Here is an 18614-nt window from a genome sequence, read left to right as displayed (position 1 = left end):
GCGCAACTATAAATTGCGTTCATCGGCCCGCCAATGGGCCTCGGGGCATAGGGGGAGCAAAGCATGGGACGACGGCGCAACGCTCTGCGAATCGGCTTGATCGGCGACCCCGACAGCCGCGTCACCGCGCACTGGGCGATCCCCCTCGCGCTGCAACAGTCACTGCTGCCCCACAGCGGCACCTTGCGCATCGACTGGCTGGACACGCCGAGCCTGGCGGACGGCCTGCCGCTGCACGCCTACGCCGGCTTCTGGTGCACCCCCGGCAGCCCTTACCTGGAGACCGAAGGAGCGCTGCGCGCCATCACCTACGCCCGCGAGCACGGCGTGCCCTTTCTCGGCACCTGTGGCGGTTTCCAGCACGCGTTGCTGGAGCGCGCCCGCCAGGTGCTCGGCTGGCAGGATGCAGCCCACGGCGAGACTGACCCGCAGGCCACGCGCCCGGTGATCCATGCGCTTCCCTGCTCACTGGTGGAGGCCAGCGAAACCATCGCCCTGCGCCCCGGCTCGCGCCTGGCCGCCATCTACGGCCTGCCGAGCATCCGCGAAGGCTATCGCTGCAGCTACGGGGTGAACCCCGAGTTCCAGGGCGCGCTGTTCGGCGATTCGCTGCGTGCCAGCGCCCACAGCGAGGACGGCAGCATCCGCGCGCTGGAAGACACGGACCACCCGTTCTTCCTCGCCACCCTGTTCCAGCCCGAACGCAAGGCGCTCGCCGGCATCAGCGTACCGCTGGCCCAGGCCTTGCTCGCCGCCGCCTTCCGCTACACCGCGTCCACCGCCGGGAGCCCCGCATGATCGCCAGCACACCCCAACCGCCCTACTACGCCGTGGTCTTCACCTCCCTGCGCAGCGAGCAGGACGAGGGCTATGCCGACACCGCCGGACGCATGCTGGAGCTGGCCGCCAAGCAGGACGGCTTCCTTGGCGTCGAATCCGCACGGGGTGCCGACGGACTCGGCATAACCGTGTCGTACTGGCGCGATGAGGCGGCCATCCGCCACTGGCGTGATGTGATCGAGCACCGTAGCGCCCAGAAGCGCGGGCGGCAGGACTGGTACAGCGCCTTCCAGGTGCGGGTCTGCCGGGTCGAGCGGGCCTACGGATTCGAGCACTGAACGACCGCTGATCCCTCGTGGAAATCGCCTTCGCTGACAGTGGAAAAATCCTACATTCGACTTCCTTTGCCATTTCTAGGATGACGCCTGTCCTGATTACTCACCGCGAGGTGAATCGACATGCGCCCCTCCCCCTGGCTTCCCCTGTTCCTGCTTTGCGCCACCTGTTCCCCCGGTCTTGCCCTGGCCGATGACTTCGATGTGCCATCCTGGCGGCGCTACCAGTTCGACGCGCTGGAGCAACAGTTGGCGCGCCCTGCCGTCCGCCCGAGCCCGCCGCGCCCGGCAACGACCCTCACGCCCACCGAGGGGCGGCGCTCGATGGACACCACTCGGATCATCGCCCGCGCCTATGAGCTGATCGGCAAACCCTACCGCTGGGGCGGCGAAAGCCTGGAGGAAGGTTTCGATTGCAGCGGGCTGCTGGTCTACCTGTACAGCAGCATCGCCAACCGCAAGCTGCCACGCACCACCGCGTCAATGATCGCCCAGCACGACAACGAGGTAGGCGCTGATGAGCTGCGCCCAGGCGATGCCGTGTTCTTCAACCACAACGGCAACGGTCAGACCAGTCATGTCGGCCTGTACATCGGCGACAAACGCTTCATCCACGCGCCGAGCACTGGCAAGACCATCCGCATCGACTCGCTCGCGGACAGCTATTGGCAGCGCAGCTACACCACGGCGCGGCGCTTCAGCGGGTGATCCGGCAAAGAAATGAACCCGAGTCACCCAAGGTTTTCGAATCAGAAAAGACCTACGCGGTTTAGGTGTATCGCCTCATCCCAGAATTCAGGGAGATTTCTAAGATAGCGCTCCGTTTTGCTTGTAGTCACACGCTGTACGAACCATGCGTCCGTTTCTTATCCTGAACATGACCCTGCTGATTACCCTGGCCGCTCCGCTTTGCGAGGCCAGGGAGCCCGCGAAATCCACACAGGCCTACAAGGCCGTCGGCAGCCTGTCGCATAACGCCCATGCCAAGTCGGTCAATCGCAATGTCGTGCGCCTGCACCTGCCGGCCAAGCGTCCCCTGCAGGCCGGTGTGCACGACGGCCATCGCACTACCAATTCCCGAGTAGTCGCCCGCGCCCGCCAACTGGTCGGCATTCCCTACCGACGCGGCGGCACCTCGGTGAGCAGCGGTTTCGACTGCAGCGGCCTGCTGGTCTACCTGTTCCGCACTGAAGCGGGCATGAAGGTGCCACGGACCACCGGGGAAATGATCCAGAGCAGCGGCCTGCGCATCGATCGCGATGAACTCAAGCCGGGCGATGCGGTGTTCTTCAATCGCAACGGTCGAGGCCAGACCAGCCACGTGGGGCTGTACATCGGCAATAACCAGTTCATCCACGCGCCCAGCTCCGGCGAACGTGTCCGCCTGGATTCCCTGGCCGACGGTTACTGGCAACGCAGCTTCACCACCGCTCGCCGCTTCAACGGCTAACCCCGCCGTTACCGGCCCCACCAATCGAGAGTCCGACAATGCCCAGCCTGATGGTCGAGATAGTACGTTTCACCGACGAGTGTTTCGCCGGTTGGGCAGAGTGCCGCCTGGTCGATGCCGGCGGTCGTGACTGGCGCTTCCTCAAGCGCCGTTCGGTGGTCCAGGCGGACGATGCCGACGATCAACTGCCCGCCGTCGGCCGCATCGACTGCGAGGTGCTCGAGCGCCTGGACGGCACCGCCCTGGTGAGCACCGCCAAGCCGCGCGGCGTCAAGTCCATCGACGGCGAGAGCCGTTTCCGCATCCCGCTGAGCGCGCTGATCGAAGACTGACCACGATCAGTCGCGCTTCGCCTGCCCTTCCTCGGCGATCTTCGCCGTATCCCAGCCGCCACCCAGCGCCGCGATCAGCTGCACGCTCGCGGTCAGCCGGCTGCCCTGCAGGGTCAACAGGGTACGCTCGTTGGATAGCGCCGTGGTCTGGGTGGTGACCACGTTGGCGTAATCGATGGTGCCGGCCTTGTACTGGTTGAAGGTCAGGCGCAGCGCTTCGCGGGCGGAGTCCAGCGCCTCCTTCTGCACGCCGCTCTCCTGCTCCAGCACCTTGAGCTGGACCATGTAGTCCTCCACCTCGCGGAAGCTGTCGAGCACGGTCTGCCGGTAGCTGGCCACGGTCTGGTCGTAGCTGGCCTCGGCCTGTTCGACCTGCGAGGCGATCAGGCCGCCGTCGAACAGGGTCATGGCGAACTGCGGGCCGATGGACCAGTAGCGGTTGGGCGTCTCGATCCAGTTCTGGAAGCTGCCGCTGCGGTAGCCGCCGGCGGCGGTGAGGGTCAGGTCGGGGAACCAGGCGGCCTTGGCCACGCCGATCTGCGCGTTGGCGGCGATCACTTTGCGCTCGGCCGAGGCCACGTCCGGGCGCCGTTGCAGCAGTTCCGACGGCAGCAGCGCCGGCACCGATGGCAGGCTCGGCACGGCGTCCACGGCGGCCAGGGCGAACTGCGCCGGCGGCACGCCGACCAGCACGGCAATGGCGTGCTCCAGCTGGGCGCGCTGGTACTTCAGGTCGATGGCCTGGGCCTCGGTGCTTTTCAGCTGGGTGCGCGCCTGTGCCACGTCGGCCTTGGTGACGATGCCGGCGTTGTACTGGTTCTCGGTGAGTTTCAGCGAGCGCTCATAGGCCACCACGGTGTCGTTGAGCAGCTTGATCTGCCGGTCCATCACGCGCAGTTGCAGGTAGTTCTGGGCCAGCTGCGACTGCAACGACAGGCGCGAGGCGGCCAGGTCCGCGGCGCTGGCGTCCATGCTGGCGGTGTCGGCCTCCAGCTGGCGACGCAGCTTGCCCCACAGGTCCAGCTCCCAGCTCACGCCCAGACTCGCCGAATAGCTGTTGCTGACCGAGCTGCTGCTCCCCCCGCTGGCGACGGTGGAGCCGTCTGGCAGGCGTACGCTGCCCCCGCTGCCAGTGCCCTGGCCGGAACGGGTCTTGCCGACGTCGGCGCTGATGGTCGGGAAGAACGAGGCGCGCGCGCCCTTGGTCAGCGCCTGGGCCTGGCGGTAGGACGCCAGCGATTGCGCAAGGGTCTGGTTCGCGGCGACCAGGCGTTTCTGCAGGTCGTTCAGCGTGGCGTCGCCGTACAGTTCCCACCAGGCTCCGTGGTTGAAGCCGTCCTGCGGTTTCGCCAACTGCCAACCCTCGCCTTCCTTGAAGCTGGCGGGCACCGTCAGCTCGGGGCGCTTGTAGTCCGGGCCGATGGCGCAACCGGCCAGGGCCACGGCCAGCGCCAATGCCAGTGGAGAGAGCAAGGAACGGGGGCGGATCATACGGGTGTCTCCAGGGCGCCATCGGTGCGCACGCCGCGCTTCTTGTTGACCCAATGGCGCAGGCGGTCGAGGTAGAGGTAGACGACAGGGGTGGTGTACAGGGTCAGCAGCTGGCTGCCGATCAGGCCGCCGACGATGGTCATGCCCAGCGGGCGGCGCAGCGCGGCATCGCCACCGACGCCGAAGATCAGCGGCAGCGCGCCCAGGATGGCGGCCAGGCTGGTCATCATGATCGGCCGGAAACGCTTCATGCAGGCTTCCAGGATCGCATCGCGCGGCGACAGTCCGAGGGTGCGTTCGGCGTCCAGGGCGAAGTCGATCATCATGATGGCGTTCTTCTTCACAATGCCGATCAGCAGGATCACCCCGATCAGCGCGATCAGCGACAGCTCGGTGCGGAACAGCATCAGCGTCAGCATGGCCCCGACCCCGGCGGACGGTAGCGTCGAGAGGATGGTCAGCGGGTGCACATAGCTCTCGTAGAGGATGCCGAGCACGATGTACACCGCCACCAGCGCCAGCAGGATCAGCCAGGGCATGTTGTTCTGGGTGTCCTGCACCGCGCCGGCGTTGCCCTCGAAGGTGGCCTGGATATCGATGGGCAGGTGCAGCGGCTCCAGCGCCGCCATCACCGCGTCGCGGGCCGGGCCGATCAGCGCGCCGGGCGCCAGGTTGAAGGAAAAGGTGGTCGCGGCGAACTGCCCCTGGTGGTTGACCGTCAGCGGCGCGCGGCTCGGCTCCACATGGGTGAAGGCCGACAGCGGCACGCGCTGGCCGTTGCTGCCAATCACGTAGACCTGGCGCAGCTCCTCCGGCGACTCCTGGTAGGGCTGATCCACCTCCATCACCACGTGGTACTGGTTCAGCGGGTTGAAGATGGTCGAAATCTGGCGCTGGCCATAGGAGTTGTTCAGCACCGCGTCCACTTCGGAGACGTTGACGCCGAGGCTGCCGGCGCGGTCGCGGTCGATCACCAGGCGGCTCTGCACGCCCTTGTCCTGGGCGTCGCTGTTGACGTCCACCAGCTGCGGAATCTTGTTCAGCACCGCCTCGACCTTGGGTCCCCACTCGCGCAGCAGGACCAGGTCATCGCTGCGCAGGGTGAATTCGTACTGGGCGTTGCTCTGCCGGCCGCCGATGCGCACGTCCTGGCCGGCCTGCAGGTAGAGCGTGGCGCCGGGAATCTTCGCCAGCTGCTTGCGCAGGCGATTGACGATGACCTCCGCCGAATCGCGCTGACCAATATCCTTCAGGGTGACGAAGAAGGAGCCGGTGTTGCTCGACTGCCACTTGCCACCGCCGACGAAGCCCACCACGTTCTCCACTCCCGGATCGGCGGAGAGGATGGTGCGGAACTGCGCCATCTTCTGGTCCAGCGCCTGGAACGAGATGCTCTGGTCGGCCACCGCGAAGCCGCGCAGGCGCCCGGAGTCCTGCTGCGGCAGGAAGCCCTTGGGCACCACCACGAACAGGTAGAAGTTCAGCGCGATACAGCCCAGCAGGATCACCACCATCAGCCGCGAGTGCTCCAGCGCCCAGCTCAGGCTGGCGCGGTAGCGCAGCATGAAGGCGACGAAGTAGCGGTTGCTCTCGCGCGTCATCGACGCCTTCGGCGATCGCTCGATGGGCTTGAGCAGACGCGCGCAGAGCATCGGCGTCAGGGTCAGGGACACCACCAGCGAGACCAGGATGGCCGCTGCCAGGGTCACCGAGAACTCGCGGAACAGACGCCCGGTGATGCCGCCCATCAACAGCAGCGGAATGAACACCGCCACCAGCGACAGGGTCATCGACAGCACGGTGAAGCTCACCTCGCGCGCGCCGCGGATCGCCGCCTTGAGTGGTGGGTCGCCCTCCTCGATGCGCCGGGCGATGTTCTCCACCACCACGATGGCATCGTCCACCACGAAGCCGGTGGCGATGATCAGCGCCATCAGCGACAGGTTGTTCAGCGAGAAGCCGCACAGGTACATGACCGCAAAGGTGCCCACCAGCGACACCGGCACCGCCAGGCTGGGGATCAGCGTGGCGCGGCCGTTGCGCAGGAACAGGTAGACCACCAGGATCACCAGCATCACCGAGACGATCAGGGTCAGCTCGGCCTCATCCAGGGAGGAGCGGATCGATGGGCTGCGGTCGTCCATCACCGACAGTTTCACCTGCGGGCCGAGCACGTCCTGGATGATCGGCAGCTGCGCGTGGATGGCGTCGGTGGCCTCGATGATGTTGGCGCCCGGCTGGCGGGTGATGATCAGCAGTACCGCCGGCAGGTTGTCGGAGAAGCCGGCGTTGCGCACGTCTTCCACCGAATCGCTGACCTTGGCCACATCCTTCAGGCGCACCGCCGCGCCGTTGCTGGCGTTGTAGTGGACGATCAGCGGCGCGTACTCGCTGGCCTTGCGCAACTGGTCGTTGGAATCCACCTGCCAGTGGCGCCCGCCGAACTCCAGCGCGCCCTTGGGGCCGTCGGCGTTGGTGTTGGCGATGGCCGTGCGCACGTTGTCTAGGGAAATGCCGTACTGGCTGAGCTGGTCCGGGTTGACGTCGATCCGCACCGCCGGCAGCGAGGAGCCGCCAATGCTCACCTGGCCCACGCCCTTCACCTGCGACAGCTTGGGCGACACGATGGTCGAGGCGAGGTCGTACATCTGCCCACGGGAGTAGGTGTCCGAGGTCAGGGTGAGGATCATGATCGGCATGTCCGACGGGTTCGCCTTGCGGTACGTCGGGTTGTTCGGCATGCCGGTGGGCAGGAGGCTCATCGCCGCGTTGATCGCCGACTGCACCTCGCGCGCCGCGCCGTCGATGTCCTTGGACAGGTCGAACTGCACGACGATGGTGGTGTTGCCCAGCGAGCTGCTGGAGGTCATGTCGGTGACCCCGGCGATGCGCCCGAGCGCGCGCTCCAGCGGCGTTGCCACGGTGGATGCCATGGTTTCCGGGCTGGCGCCGGGCAGCGCCGCCTGCACCATGATGGTGGGGAAATCCACGTTGGGCAGTGGCGCCACCGGCAGCAGGCCGAAGGACAGGATGCCGGCCAGCATCAGCGCCAGGGTCAGCAGGCTGGTGGCGACCGGGCGCAGGATGAACGGGCGGGAGAGGTTCATCACCCGCGCTCCGCCGGGTCGATGCTGTTCACGTCCAGGCCATGGCGACCGCGCCAGGCGGCCCAGCGCGTGGCGAGTCGGTCGAAGTACAGGTAGATCACCGGCGTGGTGAACAGGGTCAGCAACTGGCTGAGCAGCAGGCCGCCGACCATGGTCACGCCCAGCGGCCGACGCAGTTCGGCGCCGGCACCGCCGGCGAGCATCAGCGGCAGCGCACCGAGCAAGGCGGCCATGGTGGTCATCAGGATCGGCCGGAAGCGCAGCAGGCAGGCCTGGTAGATCGCTTCATGGGGCGGCTTGCCCTCGTTGCGTTCGGCGTCCAGGGCAAAGTCGATCATCATGATCGCGTTCTTCTTCACGATGCCGATCAGCAGGATGATGCCGATGATCGCCACGATGCCGATCTCCTGCCCCGAGAGCATCAGCGCCAGCAGCGCGCCCACGCCCGCCGAGGGCAGCGTGGAGAGGATGGTCACCGGGTGGATGAAGCTCTCGTAGAGAATGCCCAGCACGATGTACATGGTGACGATGGACGCCAGCACCAGCAGCAGGGTGTTCGACAGCGACGATTCGAAGGCCTGGGCCGCGCCGCGGAAGCTGCCCTGCAGGCTCAGCGGCAGGTCCATCTGCGACTCGACGCCACGGATCGCCTGCACCGCCTCGCCGAGGGCGACGCCCTTGGCCAGGTTGAAGGAGATGGTCGCCGCCGGGAACTGGGCGATGTGGTTGACCGCCAGCAGGGTATGGCGCTCCTCGACCTTCGCCAGGCTCGACAGGCGCACCTGGGTACCGTCACTGGCGGGCACGTAGAGGTTGTCCAGCGACTGCGGGCCGATCTGGAATTCCGGCGCCACCTCCAGCACCACGCGGTACTGGGTGGCCTGGGTGAAGATGGTGGAGATCAGTCGCTGGCCAAAGGCGTTGTACAGCACGCTGTCGATGCTCGACAGGCTCACGCCCAGTCGCGAGGCGGTGTCGCGATCAATGTTGATGTAGGCCTGCAGGCCCTTGTCCTGCCAGTCGCTGGCGACATCGACCAGCTCCGGCAGCTGCTCCAGGTGGTCCACCAGTTTCGGCACCCACTCCGACAGCACCTGTGGGTCGGCGTCCTGCAGGGTGAACTGGTACTGGGTGCGGGCCACGCGGTCTTCGATGGTCAGGTCCTGCACCGGCTGCAGGTACAGGCGGATCCCGGCGACCTTGTCCAGCTCCGGTTGCAGGCGCTGGATCACCTCGGTGGCCGTGACATCGCGGTCGGCATGGGGCTTCAAGTTGATCAGCAGGCGCCCGGTGTTGAGCGTGGCGTTGGTGCCGTCGACGCCGATGAAGGACGACAGGCTTTCCACCGCCGGGTCCTGCAGCACCACCTTGGCCAGGTCCTGCTGCCGGTTGGCCATGGCCTGGAAGGAGATCGACTGCGGCGCCTCGGCGATACCCTGGATCACCCCGGTGTCCTGCACCGGGAAGAAGCCCTTGGGCATGGCCACGTAGAGCAGCGCGGTGAACGCCAGGGTGGCGATGGCCACCAGCAGGGTCAGCGGCTGGTGACGCAGGACCACGCGCAGCGCGGCCGCGTAACGCTCGATCATGTGCTCGATGAAGCGCCCGGCGGCGCGGGCGAAGCGCCCTTCGTTCTCCGGCTCGACGTGGCGCAGCAGCTTGGCGCTGAGCATCGGCGTCAGGGTCAGGGAGACGAAGCCCGAGATGAGAATGGCCACCGCCAGGGTGATGGCGAACTCGCGGAACAGCCGGCCGGCCACGTCGCCCATGAACAGCAGCGGGATCAGCACGGCGATCAGCGAGAAGGTCAGCGAGATGATGGTGAAGCCGATCTGCTTGGAGCCCTTGAGCGCGGCATCCAGCGGCGAGTCGCCCTGCTCCAGGTAGCGGGCGATGTTCTCCACCATGACGATGGCGTCGTCCACCACGAAACCGGTGGCGATGGTCAGCGCCATCAGCGTCAGGTTGTTGATCGAGAAGCCGGCGAGATACATCACGCCGAAGGTGCCGATCAGCGACAACGGCACGGCGAAACTGGGGATCAGGGTCGCCGATATGTTGCGCAGGAACAGGAAGGTGACCATCACCACCAGGCAGACGGCGAGGAACAGCTCGAACTGCACGTCCGCCACGGAGGCGCGAATGGTCGTGGTGCGGTCGGTGAGCACCGTCACTTCGAGGCTGCCCGGCAGGTTCGCCTGCAGCTGCGGCAGCATCCGCTTGATGCTGTCCACCACCTCGATGACGTTGGCGCCCGGCTGGCGCTGGATGTTCAGCACCACCGCCGGCGTATTGTTGGCCCAGGCAGCCAGGCGCACGTTCTCGGCATCGTCCTCGACGCTGGCGACATCGCGCACGCGCAATGGCGAGCCGTTCTTGTAAGCGATGATCAGGTCGCGGTAGGCGTCGGCGGACTTGAGTTGGTCATTGGCGTCCAGGGTCGCCGAGCGGGTCGGGCCGTCGAAGCTGCCCTTGGGGCCGTTGAGGTTGTTGTTGGTGACGGTGGTCTGCAGGTCCTGCAGGCTCAGGCCGGCCGATGCCAGGGCCGCCGGGTTGGCGCGGATGCGCACCGCCGGGCGTTGGCCGCCGCTGATGCTGACCAGGCCGACGCCGGAAATCTGCGAAATCTTCTGTGCAAGACGAGTGTCCACCAGATCCTGGATCTGCGGCAGCGGCATGTCCGCCGACATCACCGCCAGGGTCAGGATCGGCGCATCCGCCGGGTTCACCTTGCTGTACACCGGCTGGTTCGGCAGGTCCTTGGGCAGCAGGCTCTGCGCGGTGTTGATCGCCGCCTGCACTTCCTGCTCGGCCACGTCGAGGTTCACCTGCAGGCTGAACTGCAGGGTGATCACCGAGGCGCCACCGGAGCTGGTGGAGGACATTTCATTGAGACCGGGAATCTGCCCCAGCTGGTTCTCCAGCGGCGCGGTGACCGACGAGGTCATGATGTCCGGGCTGGCGCCGGGGTACAGGGTCACCACCTGGATGGTCGGGTAGTCCACCTCCGGCAGTGCCGAGATCGGCAGGAAGCGATAGGCAATGATCCCCGACAGCAGGATCGCCACCATCAACAGCGTGGTGGCGACCGGCCGCAGGATGAACAGGCGTGACGGGTTCATTCGCTCTTACCGCTGTCCTGGGCCGGGCTGTCCGAGCCGAATGGCTTGGCGCCGCTCTTGTCGCCGTCCTCACTGGTGGCGCGGGCCTTGGCGTCGGCAGTGACGATGTTCATGCGCATGCCGTCGCGCAGGCGGTCGGTACCTTCGACGACCACGCGGTCGCCCTCCTTCAGGCCCTCGGTGACCACGACCCGCTCACCCTCGCTGGTGCCCAGGGTCACGAGCTGGCGCTTGGCCTTGGTCTCGTCGCCGACCTTGTACACGTAGGTGCCATCGTTGCCGCGCTGCACGGCGTTGGCCGGAATGGTCAGCACGCCCTGCAGGGTCTCGGCGAGCAGGCGGACGTTGACGAACTGGTTGGGGAACAACTTGTGGTCGTCGTTCTCGAAGCCGGCCTTGAGCTTGACCGTGCCGGTGGTGGTGTCGATCTGGTTGTCCAGGGTCTTCAGCACGCCGGTAGCCAGGGTCTGGTTCTGGTTGCGGTCCATCGCCTGGACCGGCACCGTCCGGTCGCTGTAGAGCTCGCGGGCGATGGTGCCGAGTTGCTGCTGCGGCAGGCTGAACACCACGGAGATCGGCTTGACCTGGGTGATCACCACCAGCGGCGTGGTATCACCGGAAGTGACCAGGTTGCCCACGTCCACCTGGCGCAGGCCGACGCGACCGGAGATGGGCGCGCGCACCTGGGTGAACTCGAGATTCAGCTTGGCGTCGGCGACCTGCCCCTCGTTGGTCTTCAGGGTGCCTTCGTATTGGCGCACCAGCGCATCCTGGGTATCCAGGGTCTGCTTGGCGATGGAGTCCTCGGCATACAGGCCCTTGTAGCGCGCCAGGTCGATCTGCGCGTTCTTCAGTTGCGCCTGGTTCTGCTGCAGGGTGCCCTGGGCCTGGTCCAGCGCAGCCTGGAACGGCCGTGGGTCGATCACCGCCAGCACGTCGCCGGCCTTCACTTCCTGGCCCTCCTGGAACGGCACCTTGACCAACTGGCCGCTGACCCGCGCGCGGACGTTGACCGTGTTGTAGGCCGTGACGGTGCCCAGCGCGTGGTAGTGCACCGGCAGATCACCCTTGACGGCCGGCGCGACGCTGACGGTCACCGCCGCGCCCTGCCCCGCTGCCATCTGCCCCGGACTCGGCCGCCCGCCACGCCCGCCGCCCTGGGCTGCCGGCGCCCCGCTGGACGTCGAATGCAGCCACATGATCAGACCCACCACACCGGCGAAAATGATCGCGGTGAAGAGCCAGGGCCGCAGGGTGCGGAGTTTCGAGGGCGTTCCGTTGCTTGGGGTCATGGTCGTCGTCATGGCGAAAATTGTGAGAATAGCGAGGCTGAACGATAAGCACAGCGAGGCCGCAGGCATAGTCTCTTTACCCGCTATTTACCTTTGATTTACCGGAGGTTACGAATTTTCCAGGACGTTGCGGCCTGGATCGGCCGGAAGGGTTCCGGCCGGCCGGACCGACCCTGCGGGGTCGGCCCGGTTGCATCATCGGCGCAGGAGTATCAGTTCAGCGCGGCGATGGCGGCGGCGTAGTTCGGCTCATCGGCGATTTCGCCGACCAGCTCGCTGTGCAGCACCTTGTTCTGCTCGTCCAGTACGACCACTGCGCGGGCAGCCAGGCCAACCAGCGGACCGCTGGAGATGGCCACGCCGTAGTTGGCGAGGAACTCGCGGCCACGCAGGGTGGACAGGTTGACTACGTTCTCCAGGCCTTCGGCGCCGCAAAAGCGCGCCTGGGCGAACGGCAGATCGGCGGAAACGCACAGCACCACGGTGTTGGCCAGCTTGCTCGCTTCAGCGTTGAACTTGCGCACGGAGGTGGCGCAAGTCGGGGTGTCGACGCTGGGGAAGATGTTCAGCACCTTGCGCTTGCCGGCGTAGTTTTCCAGGGAGACGTCGGAGAGGTCGCCAGCGACCAGTTTGAGGGCCGGAGCCTGCTCGCCTTTCTGCGGCAGCTTGCCATCGACGGAAACCGGATTGCCCTTGAGGGTAACTTGAGCCATTGCTTGGATCCTTCTGGTGAGGGGTGGCAGCGTTGGCGGAGTGCCAACACCGCCCGAGGAATCGGGGCCGGGGGCAAATCCTAGCACGACTTGTCTGAGTGGATTGGTCGGGATACTCAAATGCCGGTCCATCCTTGGGAGCGGACTTTGTCCGGGGGCCCTGGGTTCTGGTTCGGCGTGTATGCGCCGCTTCGGCGTTTGCTGAGCGATTTTGTTTCGCCCCCTCGGGCGAGTCACTTTGCCAAACGACGGATGGCCGCCCCACGCAAAGTAACCAAAGGTCTCGTCCCGACATCCGGGTCTTCGCTTCGCTCAGACTTCCCTCCTTCCGGTATCGCTCCGAGGGTCGGCGTACAAGGGCCATCCCTGGCCCTCTACGCCTCTCGCGGCATCCATGCCGCTCGCCCCTCTGCGCAATACCTCCACTTGGCCTCCTGACGGGACTCTGCGCGCGCCTGAAACTCTGGCTGCTTCATGCTGGATGGCTCTTCGTAGGATGGCGTAGAGCGAAGCGAAACCCATCAAGGTGGATAACGCTGCGCGTTATTCGCCCTACGGGTGTCCATCCTGCAACGCAGGTGCAATGGCAGGCCTTCGCGGAGAAACTCCGCTCCTACCGGGAGCAAAAGCAGCGCGGAGCAGGACGCTTTGTTTTTGCTCTTGAAGACTTCCAGAGAAACCTCCGTGCACTCCGAAGCGCCCCTTCAGGAGGCCGAGCGGAGTCGGAGTTTCAGGGGTTGAGCGACATGGATGCCGCGAGAGCCGCGATGGGCCAGGGATGGCCCTTCGTCGGGGGGACGCCTAGTTCGGGCCCCTGAAACTCCGATGGAGCGAGGGAATTTTTCGCCTAAGCGAAAAACCGGATGCAGGGGCAAGACCTTTTGGTTCCTTTTGTGAGGGCGGCTATCCGACGTTTGACAAAAGGGACTCGCCCGAGGGGGCGAAACAAAAAGTCCCCGCGCACACCGAAGCGGCGCAGAGACACCCAAACCAGAAACGAAAAGCATCGCGGACAAGGCCCCCTCCTACAAAAGCCATGTCGTCCCGCAAAGCAACCCTCACCAACTCCGCTCCGCAAACACCTGCGCCAACCAATCAGAAAACACCCGCAAGCGCCGCGACATCTGCCGTCGCACCGGATACAGCACACTCAGCAGCAACGGCGGCGGACGCCACTGCTCCAGCACCTCCACCAGCTCGCCGCTGGCCAGCCCATCGCACAGGTGGTAGCGCGGCGCCTGGATCAGCCCGAATCCCGCGCGGCAGGCCGCGATATAGGCGTCGGCGTTGTTCACGGTAATCCGGCTGGGCAGCCGCTGCGTGCGCAGTTCGCCGTCGAAGCGAAACTCCAGGTCGAAGATGCGCCCGCTGGAGGCCGACTGGTAATTCACCGCCAGATGCCCGGCCAGCCGCTCCGGATGCTCCGGCAAGCCGTATTCCTCAAGGTACGAACGGCTCACGCAGCTGAGCTGTTCCAGTTCGGCGATGCGCCGGCCCACCAGGCTGGAATCGGGTAGATCGCCGGCGCGCAGCACGCAATCCACCCCCTCGCGCACCAGGTCCACCTGGCGGTCGCTGAGACTCAGCTCCAGCTCGATCAGCGGATAGCGGCGGCAGAACGCCGGCAGCGCCGGGATCACCACCAGCCGCCCCAGCGAACTGGGCAGGTCTACCCGCAGCTTGCCGCGCGGGTTTTCCGGCGAGTCGGAGAAGCAGTTCTCCGCCTCCTCCAGATCCTCCAGCAGCCGCACGCAGCGTTCGTAGTAGGCCTGGCCGTCAGGGGTGACGCTGACCTGGCGGGTGGTGCGGCGCAGCAGCTGTACCCCCAGGTGCGACTCCAGCTGCTGGATCAGCTGGGTCACGCTGGCGCGCGGCAACTGCAGGCTGTCCGCCGCCTTGCCGAAGGCCTTGAGTTCGACGATGCGGGCAAATACCTGCATGGCCTGCAAGCGATCCATGACGGGACTCCGATTATTCGTGCAGAGCAAATAGTTAAACCGCAATCCGCCGGTTTATCCACGCAAGCCAAACAACAAGAATGAATCCGCCTCCCCACTTACCGGAGAACTGAGCATGAAAACCCGCCGCCTCGGCCCGCAGGGCCCCAGCGTTTCCGCCATCGGCCTCGGCTGCATGGGCATGTCCGACTTCTACACCACCGGCAGCGACGAGAAGGAATCCGTCGCCACCCTGCACCGCGCCCTGGAGCTGGGCGTCACGCTGCTCGACACCGCCGACGTCTACGGTCCGCACACCAATGAAGAACTGCTCGGACGAGCACTGAAAGGCAAGCGCGAACAGACCTTCCTGGCCACCAAGTTCGGCCTGGTGCGCAACCCCGACCAACCCACGAGCCGGGGCGCCAATGGTCGACCGGAGTACGTGCGGCAAGTCGTGGAGGACAGCCTGAAACGCCTGGGCACCGACCATATCGACCTCTACTACCAGCACCGCGTCGACCCCACGGTGCCCATCGAGGAAACCGTCGGCGCCATGGCGGAGCTGGTATGGGCCGGCAAGGTGCGCTACCTGGGGCTGAGCGAGGCCTCGACCGAAACCCTGGAGCGCGCGCACAAGGTCCACCCGATCACCGCCCTGCAAAGCGAATACTCCTTGTGGACCCGCGATCCGGAGGAAAACGGCGTACTGGACACCTGCCGGCGCCTGGGCATCGGCTTCGTCCCCTACAGCCCGCTGGGGCGCGGCTTCCTCACCGGCGCGCTGAAAAGCCCGGATGACTTCGCCGAGGATGACTACCGCCGCTTCAGCCCGCGCTTCACCGGGGAAAACTTCGCCAGAAACCTGCAACTGGTGGAGAAAGTCGGCGAACTGGCCGCCGAGCGTGGGGTGAAACCCTCGCAGCTGGCGCTGGCCTGGGTGCTGGCGCAGGGCGAGCACCTGGTACCGATTCCCGGCACCAAGCAGCGCAAATACCTGGAAGAGAACGTCGCCGCCGTGGCGCTTGAACTCAGCGCCGCCGAGCTGGCCGAGATCGACGCCATCTTCCCCGCCGGAGCCGCCGCCGGCGGGCGCTACAGCGAAGAGGTGATGCGCCTGATCCAGTGAGCCGGCACCCTGCGAGCGAGCGTCAGCGGTTATGCTGGCGTTCGCTTGATGGAGGCCCCATGCGACGGATTCCCGCCCTGCTGTTGATGACCCTGTCCTGCGCCGCGCTGGCGCAGGAAGACTGCCGGATCACCGCCGTGCACAGTGGCGACCAGCTCAACTGCCAGGACAGTGACGGCGCAACCCTGAGCATCCACCTGCGCGGCATCGACGCCTCCGCGACCGATCAAGCATTCGGCGAGCGAGCACGGGAGTCACTGCAACAGATCGCGCTGGGCAAGACCGCCAGCCTGCATGCCCCACGACGTGAAGCGGACGGTTCACTGCGCGCTGCGGTCTGGGTCGAGCCGGCCGACTGCCCCGGCTGCGGCCACACGCTGGATGTGGGCCGCGCACTGTTGAGCGTCGGCCTGGCGCGCTGGCGACCGTCGGATGAGCAGACGGCCGAGGAGAAAGGCCAGTACGAATTCGAGGAGCAGGAAGCGAGGGCGCGCCGTATCGGCCTGTGGCGCGCCCCCTGAGAGTCTGTTCAATGTCTGCCTGCGCTTGCTCATGCTGCGTTGGAAACAGGCTCGTGCGCGAGTCCGATCAAAATGCTCATTTACAACACGTAAACTGCGCTTTTTCGCCTGTTCCCGCCTTGCCTGAGCTGCGCTCGGCGAGACCTTGAACAAACTCTGAGGACTCAGCGTTCCGCGCGGAAACGCAGGTACTCGACCACCTCGGCCTGCGGCCCACGGAACTCGATGCGCGATTCCTTGCTTTCGCGCTGGAAGGCGTACATCGGGTCGTAGTACTCGCTCAGCAGCCCTTCGATCCAGCCCCGGTGCAGGTCCACCGCGCCACTGCGCTTCTGCTCTTCCAGCGCCGCGTCCATGATCGCAGCCAGGCGCTGGTAGCGTTCGCCGCCCAGGCGCTTGACGATGCCCGACAGGCTCTTGCGCAGATAGGCCGCGAAGGCGTCGAAACCGCCCTCCTCGCCCACCACCTGCACATGGTCGGCGCATAGGTCGATCACGTAGTCCTTGAGGATGCGCTCCACGCGCTGCTCGAAGCTGTCGTCCAGCCACACCAGCGGGAAGTGCTGCATGCCCTGGTACAGTTCCAGCGGTACCGAGCAGCTGCCGACGATGCGCCCTTCATCCTCCAGCACGAACTGCTCCATGCCGGCGTGACGCTTCTTCAGGATGTCGATGGCCAGGCGGTTCTCGAAATCGATCTGTGCCGGCTGCGGCGTGGCGCGCCGGCCGAAGGCGGAACCCCGGTGGTTGGCGTGGCCTTCCAAGTCCAGGCTGTTGGCCAGCTGGGCGACCACTTCGGTCTTGCCGGTGCCGGTCAGCCCGCCCACCAGCACGAACTGGCACTCCTCCGCCGCCGCCTGGGTGGTGTCGAAAAGGAAGGCGCGCATCGCCTTGTAGCCACCCACCACACGCGGGTAATCGATGCCGGCCTCGGTCTTGAGCCACTGCTGGGTGATCTGCGAACGCAGGCCACCGCGGAAGCAGTACAGGTAACCCTCGGGATTGGCGCGGGCAAAAGCCGCCCAGGCCTCGACGCGTGCAGCCTTCACCTTGCCGCAGACCAGCTCGTGGCCCAGGGCGATGGCCGCCTGCTGGCCGTTCTGTTTGTAGCAGGTGCCGACCTTCTGCCGCTCGACGTCGTTCATCAGCGGCAGGTTCACGGTGTGCGGGAAGGCGCCCTTGTCGAACTCGACCGGGGCGCGCACGTCCATCATCTTCACATCGCCGAGGAACAGCTCGCGGTAGTGGCGGGTGTTTTCGCGCATCACGCCACCTCGACCGCGTGACGCTGTCGGTCGACCAGTTCGCCGATGGGCGCCAGGTCCATGCCCAGTTCCTTCGCGGCGGCGAGGAACTGCGCTTCGCCTTCCGGCTCCACCGCCACCAGCAGGCCGCCGCTGGTCTGCGGGTCGCACAGCAGCAGCTTATGCAGCTCCGGCAGCGGCGCGATGCGTTCGCCGTAGCTGTCGAAGTTGCGCAGGGTGCCGCCGGGCACGCAGCCGGCTTCCAGGTAGTACTCGACACTGGCAAGACGCGGCACCGCGTCGTAACGGATACGCGCGGTCAGCCCACTGCCGTCGGCCATCTCCACCAGGTGGCCGAGCAGGCCGAAGCCGGTGACGTCGGTCATGGCGCGCACGCCTTCGAGCTTGCCGAAGCGCGATCCGGGCTTGTTCAGGGTGCACATCCAGTCGCGGGCGACGCCCACGTCCTCGGCGCGCAGCTTGGCCTTCTTCTCGGCGGTGGTGAGGATGCCGATGCCCAGGGGCTTGGTCAGGTACAGCTTGCAGCCGTCGGTGGCGGTGTCGTTGCGCTTCATGAAGCGCTTCTCGACCATGCCGGTGACGGCCAGGCCGAAGATCGGCTCGGGCGCATCGATGGAATGGCCGCCGGCCAGCGGGATGCCGGCTTCGTCGCAGACCTTGCGGCCGCCGGCGATCACTTCGCGGGCGATTTCCGGCGCCAGCACGTTCACCGGCCAGCCGAGGATGGCAATCGCCATCAGCGGATCGCCGCCCATGGCGTAGATGTCGCTGATGGCGTTGGTGGCGGCGATGCGGCCGAAGTCGAAGGGGTCGTCGACGATCGGCATGAAGAAGTCGGTGGTGGACACCACCCCGCGCTCGGCGTCGATAGCATAGACAGCGGCGTCATCGCGCGAGGCGTTGCCGACCCACAGGTTCGGGTCAAGGTTCTGCGCGCCGCTGCCGGCGAGGATGACCTCCAGGACCTTGGGAGAAATCTTGCAACCGCAGCCGGCACCATGGCTGTACTGGGTCAGGCGGATCGGTTCGCTCATCGCGGACTCCGGCAGAGGAAAATCAGACCGCGATTCTAGCAAAACCGACCTTGGCGCGGCTTGTGCCCCGGCGTATCGTCGAAACGTTTCGCAAGGGGGGAGTTAC

General features: G+C 66.1%; 15 protein-coding genes. 7 read left to right on the top strand and 8 right to left on the bottom strand.

The annotated features are described in order from the left end of the window. The first annotated feature begins 63 nt into the window (after window positions 1-63). From GA645_RS10305 to GA645_RS10285, 5 genes are all read left to right on the top strand, one after another. Window positions 64-798, top strand: coding sequence for a gamma-glutamyl-gamma-aminobutyrate hydrolase family protein (locus GA645_RS10305; protein ID WP_152222373.1), 735 nt, complete (start codon window positions 64-66; stop codon window positions 796-798). Further along, complete coding sequence (locus tag GA645_RS10300) at window positions 795-1118, top strand: antibiotic biosynthesis monooxygenase (protein WP_152222371.1); 324 nt, start codon at window positions 795-797, stop codon at window positions 1116-1118. The genes GA645_RS10305 and GA645_RS10300 overlap by 4 nt, the downstream gene beginning before the upstream one ends. A gap of 120 nt (window positions 1119-1238) precedes the next feature. Further along, window positions 1239-1823 (top strand): C40 family peptidase, encoded by a 585-nt coding sequence (locus GA645_RS10295; protein ID WP_152222369.1) that lies wholly within the window; start codon window positions 1239-1241, stop codon window positions 1821-1823. 145 nt (window positions 1824-1968) lie between these two features. Continuing rightward, the gene (locus GA645_RS10290) at window positions 1969-2565 is read left to right on the top strand and encodes a C40 family peptidase (RefSeq protein ID WP_152222367.1); all 597 of its coding nucleotides are present in this window, start codon (window positions 1969-1971) and stop codon (window positions 2563-2565) included. Between the two features lie 38 nt (window positions 2566-2603). Next, the gene (locus GA645_RS10285) at window positions 2604-2897 is read left to right on the top strand and encodes a hypothetical protein (protein ID WP_152222365.1); all 294 of its coding nucleotides are present in this window, start codon (window positions 2604-2606) and stop codon (window positions 2895-2897) included. A gap of 6 nt (window positions 2898-2903) precedes the next feature. Here the strand turns inward: GA645_RS10285 and GA645_RS10280 are convergent, their stop codons facing one another. The 6 genes from GA645_RS10280 to GA645_RS10250 all read right to left on the bottom strand — a co-directional run bounded on the left by GA645_RS10280 (window position 2904) and on the right by GA645_RS10250 (window position 14580). Continuing rightward, window positions 2904-4388, bottom strand: coding sequence for an efflux transporter outer membrane subunit (locus tag GA645_RS10280; protein ID WP_152222362.1), 1485 nt, complete (start codon window positions 4386-4388; stop codon window positions 2904-2906). Further along, window positions 4385-7495 (bottom strand): multidrug efflux RND transporter permease subunit, encoded by a 3111-nt coding sequence (locus GA645_RS10275; protein WP_152222360.1) that lies wholly within the window; start codon window positions 7493-7495, stop codon window positions 4385-4387. The genes GA645_RS10280 and GA645_RS10275 overlap by 4 nt, the downstream gene beginning before the upstream one ends. Further along, window positions 7495-10617, bottom strand: a complete 3123-nt coding sequence (locus tag GA645_RS10270; RefSeq protein WP_152222359.1) for an MdtB/MuxB family multidrug efflux RND transporter permease subunit — start codon at window positions 10615-10617, stop codon at window positions 7495-7497. The genes GA645_RS10275 and GA645_RS10270 overlap by 1 nt, the downstream gene beginning before the upstream one ends. Continuing rightward, entirely contained in the window at window positions 10614-11909 is a 1296-nt protein-coding gene (locus GA645_RS10265) for an MdtA/MuxA family multidrug efflux RND transporter periplasmic adaptor subunit (RefSeq protein ID WP_152222357.1), read from the bottom strand. The genes GA645_RS10270 and GA645_RS10265 overlap by 4 nt, the downstream gene beginning before the upstream one ends. 212 nt (window positions 11910-12121) lie before the next feature. Continuing rightward, a complete protein-coding gene (gene tpx, locus GA645_RS10260) occupies window positions 12122-12622 on the bottom strand; it encodes a thiol peroxidase (protein WP_152222355.1) in 501 nt (166 codons plus the stop codon). Between the two features lie 1058 nt (window positions 12623-13680). After that, window positions 13681-14580 (bottom strand): LysR family transcriptional regulator, encoded by a 900-nt coding sequence (locus GA645_RS10250; protein WP_152222353.1) that lies wholly within the window; start codon window positions 14578-14580, stop codon window positions 13681-13683. Between the two features lie 115 nt (window positions 14581-14695). Here GA645_RS10250 and GA645_RS10245 point away from each other — a divergent pair, with 115 nt between their 5' ends. Continuing rightward, window positions 14696-15688 carry an aldo/keto reductase gene (locus tag GA645_RS10245; RefSeq protein WP_152222351.1) on the top strand — a complete coding sequence of 331 codons (993 nt, stop codon included), beginning with the start codon at window positions 14696-14698 and terminating at the stop codon, window positions 15686-15688. 59 nt (window positions 15689-15747) lie between these two features. Beyond that, window positions 15748-16209: a thermonuclease family protein gene (locus GA645_RS10240; RefSeq protein ID WP_152222350.1), complete on the top strand. Its 462-nt coding sequence runs from the start codon at window positions 15748-15750 to the stop codon at window positions 16207-16209. Between the two features lie 164 nt (window positions 16210-16373). Here GA645_RS10240 and mnmH read toward each other — a convergent pair whose 3' ends face one another. Together mnmH and selD are read right to left on the bottom strand one after the other, a co-directional pair. Then, complete coding sequence (mnmH, locus tag GA645_RS10235) at window positions 16374-17474, bottom strand: tRNA 2-selenouridine(34) synthase MnmH (protein ID WP_152222348.1); 1101 nt, start codon at window positions 17472-17474, stop codon at window positions 16374-16376. Then, window positions 17474-18508 (bottom strand): selenide, water dikinase SelD, encoded by a 1035-nt coding sequence (gene selD, locus GA645_RS10230; protein ID WP_152222347.1) that lies wholly within the window; start codon window positions 18506-18508, stop codon window positions 17474-17476. Before selD ends, mnmH begins: the two co-directional genes overlap by 1 nt. Between the last annotated feature and the right edge of the window lie 106 nt (window positions 18509-18614).

The sequence above is a fragment of the Pseudomonas sp. SCB32 genome, assembly GCF_009189165.1.
Lineage (GTDB): Bacteria > Pseudomonadota > Gammaproteobacteria > Pseudomonadales > Pseudomonadaceae > Pseudomonas.
The sequence above is the reverse complement of the archived record's forward strand: the minus strand, read 5'-3'. Positions and strand labels throughout refer to the sequence as shown.

Excerpts from the sequence above, each read along its gene's own strand:
- GA645_RS10305 (WP_152222373.1), top strand. The coding sequence starts at position 64 with ATGGGACGACGGCGCAACGCTCTGCGAATCGGCTTGATCGGCGACCCC.
- GA645_RS10300 (WP_152222371.1), top strand. The coding sequence starts at position 795 with ATGATCGCCAGCACACCCCAACCGCCCTACTACGCCGTGGTCTTCACC.
- GA645_RS10295 (WP_152222369.1), top strand. The coding sequence starts at position 1,239 with ATGCGCCCCTCCCCCTGGCTTCCCCTGTTCCTGCTTTGCGCCACCTGT.
- GA645_RS10290 (WP_152222367.1), top strand. The coding sequence starts at position 1,969 with ATGCGTCCGTTTCTTATCCTGAACATGACCCTGCTGATTACCCTGGCC.
- GA645_RS10285 (WP_152222365.1), top strand. The coding sequence starts at position 2,604 with ATGCCCAGCCTGATGGTCGAGATAGTACGTTTCACCGACGAGTGTTTC.
- GA645_RS10280 (WP_152222362.1), bottom strand. The coding sequence starts at position 4,388 with ATGATCCGCCCCCGTTCCTTGCTCTCTCCACTGGCATTGGCGCTGGCC.
- GA645_RS10275 (WP_152222360.1), bottom strand. The coding sequence starts at position 7,495 with ATGAACCTCTCCCGCCCGTTCATCCTGCGCCCGGTCGCCACCAGCCTG.
- GA645_RS10270 (WP_152222359.1), bottom strand. The coding sequence starts at position 10,617 with ATGAACCCGTCACGCCTGTTCATCCTGCGGCCGGTCGCCACCACGCTG.
- GA645_RS10265 (WP_152222357.1), bottom strand. The coding sequence starts at position 11,909 with ATGACCCCAAGCAACGGAACGCCCTCGAAACTCCGCACCCTGCGGCCC.
- tpx (WP_152222355.1), bottom strand. The coding sequence starts at position 12,622 with ATGGCTCAAGTTACCCTCAAGGGCAATCCGGTTTCCGTCGATGGCAAG.
- GA645_RS10250 (WP_152222353.1), bottom strand. The coding sequence starts at position 14,580 with ATGGATCGCTTGCAGGCCATGCAGGTATTTGCCCGCATCGTCGAACTC.
- GA645_RS10245 (WP_152222351.1), top strand. The coding sequence starts at position 14,696 with ATGAAAACCCGCCGCCTCGGCCCGCAGGGCCCCAGCGTTTCCGCCATC.
- GA645_RS10240 (WP_152222350.1), top strand. The coding sequence starts at position 15,748 with ATGCGACGGATTCCCGCCCTGCTGTTGATGACCCTGTCCTGCGCCGCG.
- mnmH (WP_152222348.1), bottom strand. The coding sequence starts at position 17,474 with ATGCGCGAAAACACCCGCCACTACCGCGAGCTGTTCCTCGGCGATGTG.
- selD (WP_152222347.1), bottom strand. The coding sequence starts at position 18,508 with ATGAGCGAACCGATCCGCCTGACCCAGTACAGCCATGGTGCCGGCTGC.